The sequence below is a fragment of the Rhizobium sp. EC-SD404 genome (genome assembly GCF_902498825.1).
GTDB lineage: Bacteria > Pseudomonadota > Alphaproteobacteria > Rhizobiales > Rhizobiaceae > Georhizobium.
The window spans coordinates 1-5337 of record NZ_LR701452.1; the positions used below are offsets into that span (position 1 = coordinate 1).

The window sequence follows — 5337 nt, forward strand, 5'->3', positions numbered from 1 at the left end:
GACCTTCCAGGCCGCGATGCGTCTTGAGCGCAAGGTCCTTGAGGAAGAGCGCGTTCATCGTGCCCTTCAGCCCGACATGGATCTCGCTGACTTCCCCCTCGGCGCACGTGACGATCGCGATCCCCTGAAACTGCAGGGTCTTATAAAGCCCGGCGATCGTCTCCTGGTCGCGGCTCAGGCGGTCGAGGCCCTCGCACACAACGACATCGAACGCGTTGCGGCGCGCGTCTGCCAGCATCTTCTGATAGCCGGACCGAAGCGTCGTCGCACCGGATCGGGCGCGATCGGCATAGATCTCGCCAACCTGCCAGCCGCGACCTTCGATCAAAGCCCGGGCATTGCGCACCTGGTCGTCAATCGAGGCTTCCTGCTGCAGCTCCGTCGAAAAGCGGGCGTAGATCGCAGCGCGCATGGGGGAGGTCTCCAAACTTCTGGTGTATTTGCGGGCTGATCGCTGGCCGCTTCGGATGCCGGGGTTGAAAGGCGGACAGGTCAATGTCTGTGGGCGGAATGCTGGCCTGGTCAACGCGGAGCTGTCAATCGTTCTTCCTGTCCTCGTCCGGACACATCGACGCCAGCTTCATCCTTCCAAAATTGACCACGCGACCCATGTCCGGCATCCTACGGGCCGGAGAATGGGGGTGCTGGCGATGGCAGACGATGTCCGCAGGAAGGAGTTGAGCCGGAACGAGTGGGACTGGCTGAGGCACATCGACAACAGACGGGCGCGGATGCTGCCTGAAGAGATTGAGGTGCGGCTTCAAACACTGGGCCTCATAGAGACTGGCTTGAATGGGATTAAAACGACGATGGCAGGTCGCAATCTGCTGAAGGCGAAGGACGAAGAGCTTAATAACAATACCCGGCCGGCAGGCTGAATCGCCGATACCGTCATAGGGGATCAACGGATCATTTATCTTCGTGATCCGACCTTGGTCGAATTTTGCCATCCGACCAATGTCCAAAATTAGCGCTCGATTGTTTACCCATGGTCTCATCGTGTTACCTTTTTGCAGGGGGCACGAAAGCATGGTGAAAACTCCAGGGATCTCTCGGTTGGTCATTGGCAGAACGGGCCGAGGTGCCCCATTGCCATCGGGACCAATCGCTTCGTTTTTGAAATTGCTTGATCGAGAGCTGTTGGTGTCAGAGGGCGACGAGCGCGCTTGCGAAGATATGCTATCAGCGGCCATCTCGGCTGGCCTCGTCGTGCGAGCCGACGACGGCGCACTCTGTCTGACGACATGGGGACGCACAGTTGCCGCGATTTTGCGCGCCGACGATCCTAACTGCGAAAGGACCTTGCACTCTTGATCGGCCGCACGTGGACACAGGCTTGCTCTTCAACGTCGAGTGTTGATCGCATCTTGCCAGCGTATTGGGCGAGGACGCCCTGGGTCGGTTTACTGTGAGGCGTCAGTTGGTCTTCCAGTAGTCGTCCCTAGGAGCGGCCTCGTCCTGAAGTCCGCTTCCCCTCTCGGCAAATCGTCGCGTGGCCTTGGCTGATCCGGCGAGTTTATAATGGCGATCGGCGACATCGTAAATCTCCTCTTGATTTAACGATTTCCATTTCTCGGCCTCTTCCGGCTCCAAGACTGCTCCCCCGCCTATATCGTACATCCTTAACCACAAGACTTCCATTAAACGAGTGGGTCGCGGCCTTCATTCGGGGCAGGAAAGGCAGCCGCGACCCTGGTTCCTCGGGATGGGAACCACCATGATGATGCCTCTAACGTCCAGCGGCCGCAACGCTGTAGTTCGATCAGGCTAACCGGTTCTCAATCGCGTCCGCGGAGCGCAGGTTAAGCGCTCGCCAGAGTTCCTCCTGAAACAGTCTGGAGGCAAAAATTCAACTGGAACATCACAGGTCAACCCCGGTTAGCTGCTGCTGCTTCTAGCCAAGAGATTCATAAGCGGCAAAGGGGACATGCTCGGTGAGGAGTGAGTTGAATGAGACGGAGCGACGCAAGCACTGATGCAGATGGACCAGGAGAGCTTTCGACGCGCGGCTGGTGGGCGACGGTCACGCGTGTCTTCTCCGAGATTGGCGACGATCGCATCATGCTTACCGCGGCAGGTGTCACCTTTTACTTGTTGCTGGCTCTGTTTCCTGCCCTGGCAGCATTTGTATCCGTTTATGGCTTTGTCGCAGATCCGCAGACGATCGCCGATCATGTCGCTTATATGGGAGGACTACTCCCTACCGGCGGACTGGAGGTGATCGAACAGCAACTGACGGCATTGGCCAAGCAGGAAACAACCTCGCTTAGCGTAGGGTTCTTGGCTGGTTTCGCTATTGCGCTTTGGAGTGCAAACAGCGGCATGAAGTCTCTCTTTGATGCAATGAATATCGTTTACGATGAAGAGGAAAAGCGCAGCTTTATTATATACAACGCGGTGTCGCTTGCTTTTACCTTCGGCGGAATAGTCATCGGGATCATTCTGATTATCGCGGTTGGTGTCGTTCCGGCACTCATGGCAGCAATTCGGATGGAAGCTGCCACTGAGGTACTGATCAAGTACGGGCGTTGGCCATTCGTTTTTCTGATGGTCATGCTTGTCATATCAATAATCTATCGCTATGGGCCCAGTAGAGACAACGCCAAGTGGCGTTGGATCACATGGGGATCCGGTCTTGCCACGCTTGTGTGGATCGTCACGTCCATCGGGTTCTCTTGGTACCTGGAAAATTTTGCCGACTACAACGCCACGTATGGTTCACTTGGGGCAGTGATAGGCTTCATGATGTGGACGTGGATATCGGTAATGATCCTTTTGATTGGTGCTGAGCTCAATGCTGAACTTGAGCATCAGACTGCCCGTGACACCACCACCGGACCTGAGCGTCCCATGGGTCAACGCGGTGCCGAGATGGCCGATAGTGTGGTCGGAACTCGAACCTGAACGTCGTTTGCCTGCGGCAAGTCAACTGCTCCATCATCCTCTCGCCGCTTAGCGTCGCTCGTTGGCACCAGGCGGCGAGCTCGATCCATGTGACCGAACCGGTTCAGGAGCACATGTTCGACTAAAATGGTGATGAGAGCTTCGGCGCCGCGGGATATCTTCGGAATGATCAGATATTTCGAGCTTTGAGGCGATACGAGGAAACTGTTTCTTGGCTTTATGCCGCGCCGCTGGCAAGCAGCTTCTATGAAATCTGCACGTTGATTGAGCAAAATGCCTATCAGACAGTCACGCCAATTCTTAGCCCCTCTTCTGCCGGGCGCCTCCACTCGCGATCGGCTTTTAGGGATAATCGCTTCCTTTCTCGCAATCGCCGCTACTGGGCTCGCAAGTGGCGCTGTGCTTCAAAGCGGCATCTCCTTGCCGTTCCTATTAGCACCGATGGGCGCAACGGCCGTTCTCCTCTTTGCGATCCCAAGCAGTCCGCTAGCACAGCCTTGGCCGGTCATCGGCGGAAATTCCATATCGGCCTTGGTCGGCACGATGTGCGCGATGGCTATCCCGGATATAGCCGTCGCGGCTGGAATCGCCGTTGCTGCAGCTATCGCGCTCATGTCGTTTACGCGCAGTCTGCATCCTCCTGGTGGCGCGATGGCGCTGACAGCAGTCCTGGCAAGTTCCGAAGTCAGCGTCCTCAATCCGCTGATGCCGGCCGCGTTGAATTCGACATGCATGGTTCTTGCTGCGGTCATCCTGCATAGGATGATGGGCCGCACCTATCCTCACAAGCCAACGCGAGTTGACGTCAGTCCGATTGGGACATCTGATCAACCGGCGACGAGACGTTTTGGTTTTAACGAAGCAGACCTTGACACCGCACTGAGCGGCCTTGACCTTACAGTGGACGTCTCGCGCGAAGACCTGAAACAACTGGTCTCTTCGATCGAGACAGCCGTCGCCGCCAGGGCCAGGCCGGATTTACGATGCAGGGATATCATGTCTCGAGACATCATTTCATTGGGCCCGCACGCTACGGCGCGAGAGGCGCTTAGCACGCTACTGGAGCGCGGCTTAAGAACCATCCCGGTAGTCGATGAACAGCGCATAATCTACGGCACTGTTGGCTTGCGCGAACTGGCGAACATTGCAGGTACTGTGTCTCTCCGTAAGATTTGGTCTGAGCCGGTCGTTGCTACGGAAGACGTTGCAGCGCTTGAACTTGCCAAGCCACTTCTATCGGGTAGAGCGCATGCGGTGGTAATTGTTGATAATCAGCGACGAATTGTGGGCATGATCAGCCAGACAGACCTGCTGGCCGCTCTAACGCGCATTCGAGCAGTCGATGAAACGGCCGTTCAGCTAGCAAGCTAGAATGCTTGTGCAAGAAACTGTGCTTCCGGTTGATCATGAGCCCGTAGCCTAACAAACAGTGCAGTGGCGTTTCGCACCGAACGATTCCGATCCTGGACCAGACAGGAAGTAACGAAGCGCCGCGATGATCAGACCGCCGCTAAACATTGAGATCCCATTTTCCATGCAATTTTGCCTGCGTGGGAACAGAGGTGCGAGTTCAGTGTTGCCTCCTCGCAAATACAAGAGGATGCCAGAATTGGACCACAGCAGACACGTCAGGCTTACGGACATCGAAATAACCGACCGCAACCTCAAGGGTGCGACCGTCTATGGCGCCAACGACGAAAAGGTCGGCACCATCGCGCATATGCACGGCGTCGGTAATACCGGGCGAGTTGTCATCGATGTCGGCGGCTTCCTTGGCTTCGGCGCAAAGTCTGTCGCAGTCGCGGCCAGCGAACTCGACATAATGCGCGATGAAAGCGGAACGGTTCATGCCGTTACCACCTGGACGAAGGACCAGCTCAAGGACATGCCTGAGCATAAGGACTGAGTAGAAGAGCCCTGTGAACGCAGGGCTCATCACACGGGTCGCCAGCGTAAAAGTTCGACCCGTAAAATACTCTCTCTGTTAGATCGCAAAGGAGCGCCTTGGTGCGGTCGAACAGGTCAATTCTTAGCTAGCGGCCCGCGTTCAGACCGAGACCGACAGCAAATTCGAGATCCTAGCGAAGGCGACCTGGTTTGCACGACTGCCAACCCGGCGAAAGCGAAACAACTCTAAACGAGGCGCGCCGTTAGTCTCGTGTTAAGCAAGGTCGCGCATCTTGGCCTTGCGGGGCGATCGTATGGCGTTCCCCGTATCTCTCGACTGTTCCTCCGGGCACCATCGCATTAGCGGCTCCCGCGCGACATGCAGTCCGCAGACATCAACTCAGCCGTGTTCATGCGTGATAACAGTCCGTCTCCTACGTTAAGGGCTGATTGCAATTCTGCGGTTCGCGTCCATGTGGACGTAAAGCGTTTCGCGTCGCCTACAACGGCGATGCGGTGAAGACTCCTGTTTCGTCATGATTGCCG

6 protein-coding genes are annotated in these 5337 nt (G+C 56.4%); 4 read left to right on the top strand and 2 right to left on the bottom strand.

All coding sequences use genetic code 11. The annotated features are described in order from the left end of the window. A partial coding sequence (locus GC125_RS00375) for a recombinase family protein (protein WP_199864379.1) occupies nucleotides 1–412 on the bottom strand: 412 nt, incomplete at its 3' end. On the opposite strand from GC125_RS00375, the gene GC125_RS00380 reads away from it, so the two are divergent. Beyond that, entirely contained in the window at nucleotides 411–878 is a 468-nt protein-coding gene (locus GC125_RS00380) for a hypothetical protein (protein ID WP_151983223.1), read from the top strand. The genes GC125_RS00375 and GC125_RS00380 overlap by 2 nt on opposite strands. A gap of 538 nt (nucleotides 879–1416) precedes the next feature. Here the strand turns inward: GC125_RS00380 and GC125_RS19870 are convergent. After that, nucleotides 1417–1593, bottom strand: a complete 177-nt coding sequence (locus GC125_RS19870) for a hypothetical protein (RefSeq protein ID WP_199864380.1) — start codon at nucleotides 1591–1593, stop codon at nucleotides 1417–1419. A gap of 357 nt (nucleotides 1594–1950) precedes the next feature. Between GC125_RS19870 and GC125_RS00385 the strand changes: the two genes are divergently transcribed. The 3 genes from GC125_RS00385 to GC125_RS00395 all read left to right on the top strand — a co-directional run bounded on the left by GC125_RS00385 (nucleotide 1951) and on the right by GC125_RS00395 (nucleotide 4810). Then, complete coding sequence (locus tag GC125_RS00385) at nucleotides 1951–2904, top strand: YihY/virulence factor BrkB family protein (protein WP_151983224.1); 954 nt, start codon at nucleotides 1951–1953, stop codon at nucleotides 2902–2904. Between the two features lie 273 nt (nucleotides 2905–3177). Continuing rightward, nucleotides 3178–4275 carry an HPP family protein gene (locus tag GC125_RS00390; RefSeq protein ID WP_151983225.1) on the top strand — a complete coding sequence of 366 codons (1098 nt, stop codon included), beginning with the start codon at nucleotides 3178–3180 and terminating at the stop codon, nucleotides 4273–4275. 238 nt (nucleotides 4276–4513) lie between these two features. Next, entirely contained in the window at nucleotides 4514–4810 is a 297-nt protein-coding gene (locus GC125_RS00395) for a PRC-barrel domain-containing protein (RefSeq protein ID WP_151983167.1), read from the top strand. Nucleotides 4811–5337 lie beyond the last annotated feature (527 nt).